At 64.7% G+C, this 1525-nt stretch carries 1 protein-coding gene; it reads right to left on the bottom strand.

Features of this window, described 5'->3' with window-relative positions:
• Window positions 1–302: 302 nt before the first annotated feature.
• Window positions 303–1376: an IS110 family RNA-guided transposase gene (locus tag AC1DS5_RS24915; RefSeq protein WP_477720924.1), complete on the bottom strand. Its 1074-nt coding sequence runs from the start codon at window positions 1374–1376 to the stop codon at window positions 303–305.
• Window positions 1377–1525: the final 149 nt, after the last annotated feature.

A 1525-nucleotide genomic window follows, 5' to 3' on the forward strand; every position in this document is an offset into this window, starting at 1 on the left:
CGGGCAGCCTGCGGTGCTTATATGGACGCCTTCCGTGAGGCAAGTGCTGATTGGAAGTTCTGGCCGGGCGGATTGACTGCTTGCTTATATCCGGCCTTTTCGTTGCAAAGCGGCTTTCAGAACCCTCGCCTTGCTGGCCCCTATGGTGATTCGCGAAGTCGGGGCTTATCTCGGTAAAGGACTTCGCCCCAGGCGTGTCCAAGCACCGCACCAGCTTTACCGACCCACGGTCCGACCGCTTTGCCATCACTTCTTCACCTCACTCGCACACACTCGTTGCGGCCATGCAGGCCGTTATCCGTTTAGCCGTTGACCAAGGCAAGCCCTTGGCCGTTGCACTCAGTCCTTGGCTCGGGCCTTTGAGGCGCCACCGAGCGCCACGCGGGGTCGTAGCGCCGGCCGTTGGCCACCAGTGCCCAGGCCGTTCGCGCCAGCTTGTTCGCAATCGCCACGACCACCACATTGCGGGGTCGCCTCATGAGCAATTTGTCGATCCATGGATCCTTCTTGCCGCTGTTGAGCAAGGAGTTGGCGCCGCTGACCAGCAGCGTGCGGATGTAGGGATCGCCCTTCTTGCTGATCGAGCCCACGCGCACCTTGCCGCCCGTGCCTGCGTGGGCTGGCGTCAGGCCCATGCAGCAGGCGAACTCGCGCGCGTTGCGCCAGCCCGTGCCATCGCCCAGGGTGGCCGTCAGCGCCGTGGCGCCCAGCAATCCGATGCCGGGCATCTCGCGCAGTTGCCTCGCTACAGGCGAGGCTTTTTGCACCGCTTGCAGTTCGTGTTCCACAGCCTGGATGGCTTCGCTGATCTGGCGCAGCATGCTCAGCTGGATGTCCGCCAACTGAGCCATCAAAGGCGGGAGCTGGGTGTCCACGTGGGCGCGTTGCGCGGCAAGCGCCTTCAGCCCGGCCTGCTTGCCCTGGGGCAGGGCCACGCCGAACTCGTTGAGCAGCCCGCGCAGGTTGTTGATGAGGGCTGTGCGCGTGCTCACCCACTGCGAGCGCACGCGGTGCGCAGCCTGCAGCGCCTGCTGCTGGACGGTCTTGACGGGCACCCGGCGGATGTGGCTTTGCTGGGCGGCGACATAGATCGCCCGGGCATCGGCCGCATCGTCCTTGTTGCCGACCACGAAGGCCTGGACCAGGCGCGCCGGCAGCAGCTCGACCTGGTGGCCCAGGGCGGCGAGCGTGCGAGCCCAGTGATGCGAGCCGCTGCAGGCCTCCATGGCGATGCGCCCGGGCTGGCGCTGGGCAAAGAAGTCGGTGAACTTGGCGCGCGTGAGTTTCCTGCGCCTGATCTCTCCGGTCTCCGGCTCGATCCAGTGCACCTGGAACACATTCTTTGCGATGTCGACACCGTAAGTTGTAGCATTCATGGCGGGACCTCCGTCTGAAGTGGTTGGTAAGAACTCCACTTTGGCACTCGATGCCGTTCGATGCGAGGTCCCACCCCCGGTTCGATTGCGGCGCCGAAATCAAAGAGGAAGGCGTCCATACCAATCTCGGTCCAGGCGGGGTCTCGCTC

It is taken from the genome of Polaromonas sp. P4_H1 (genome assembly GCF_056400945.1).

Excerpts from the sequence above, each read along its gene's own strand:
- AC1DS5_RS24915 (WP_477720924.1), bottom strand. The coding sequence starts at position 1,376 with ATGAATGCTACAACTTACGGTGTCGACATCGCAAAGAATGTGTTCCAG.